This window comes from Streptomyces sp. NPDC059853 (assembly GCF_042731495.1).
Classification (GTDB): domain Bacteria; phylum Actinomycetota; class Actinomycetes; order Streptomycetales; family Streptomycetaceae; genus Streptomyces.
Genome location: NZ_JBHWJL010000583.1, coordinates 1 through 1,060, shown reverse-complemented (window position 1 = coordinate 1,060; position 1,060 = coordinate 1). Strand labels below are relative to the sequence as shown.

The following is a 1,060-nucleotide window of genomic DNA, read 5'->3' as shown; positions in this document are numbered from 1 at the left end:
CCCGGAGACCGCCGCGTTCCGGTAAATCCCGGACCCGGACCCATCCGGGCGGCGAGCGGCGACGAATGACGGGTGGCACCCGCGCAGCGGCGCGGGTGCCACCCGTTCCGTCCGCCGACCACCGGAGACCCCTCCATGGAGCCCGTGCCCACCGACCTGCCCGCCCCGGGCACGCCCGCACCCGATCTGGGCGCCCTGCTCGTCCTGGTCGCGCGGGGCGACCAGGACGCGTTCGGCGCCGTGTACGACCGGGTCGCCGGGCCCGTACTCGGCCTGGTGCGCAGCGTGCTGCGCGACCCCGCGCAGTCCGAGGAGGTCGCGCAGGAGGTGCTGTTCGAGGTCTGGCGCCGCGCCGCCGCCTTCTCCCCCGAGCGCGGGTCCGCGACAGCCTGGATCATGACGATGGCGCACCGCAGGGCGGTGGACCGGGTGCGCTCCGCACAGGCGGCCACCGACCGCGAGCACCGGGCGGCGCTGCTGGAGCACACCCCCGACTACGACGAGGTCACCGAACGGGTGGAGGCACGGCTGGAACGGGAGCAGGTGCGCCGCTGCATGGGCGGGCTCACCGAACGGCAGCGGCAGTCGGTGACCCTCGCCTACTACCGGGGCCTGACCTACCGCGAAGTGGCCGAGGTGCTGGCGCTGCCGCTGGGCACGGTGAAGACACGGCTGCGCGACGGACTGATCCGGCTGCGGGACTGCCTGGGAGTGACGGCATGAGTGTCGAGGACGTACACACCCTCAGCGGGGCCTACGCGCTGGACGCGCTGCCCGCCCCGGAACGCGAGGAGTTCGAGCGGCACCTGGAGCGCTGCGAGCCGTGCGCCCGGGAGGTGCGCGAGCTGGCCGCGACCGCGGCGCGGCTGGCCGGCGCGGTGGCGCTCACCCCGCCGCCCGGGATGCGCGACCGGGTGATGCGGCGGATCGCCACCGTACGGCAGGACCCGCCGCCCGGCGCGTCCGGCGGGCTGCGCCGCCGCACCCGGCGGATGCTGCCGGGCCTGGCGCTGGCCGCCACGCTGGCGGCGGCCGTGCTGGGCGGCACCACCGTGTGGCC

Annotated in this window: 2 protein-coding genes; both read left to right on the top strand. The window is 76.5% G+C overall.

Features of this window, described 5'->3' with window-relative positions; translation table 11 throughout:
• Positions 1-135 precede the first annotated feature (135 nt).
• Positions 136-723, top strand: coding sequence for a sigma-70 family RNA polymerase sigma factor (locus ACFV5N_RS28030; protein WP_385605403.1), 588 nt, complete (start codon positions 136-138; stop codon positions 721-723).
• Positions 720-1,060, top strand: a 341-nt coding sequence (locus tag ACFV5N_RS28025; protein WP_385605401.1) for a zf-HC2 domain-containing protein, incomplete at its 3' end; no start/stop codon positions are given. The genes ACFV5N_RS28030 and ACFV5N_RS28025, both read left to right, overlap by 4 nt.

What these genes read in the sequence shown, in the direction of transcription:
- ACFV5N_RS28030 (WP_385605403.1), top strand. Translation starts at nt 136, where the DNA reads ATGGAGCCCGTGCCCACCGACCTGCCCGCCCCGGGCACGCCCGCACCC.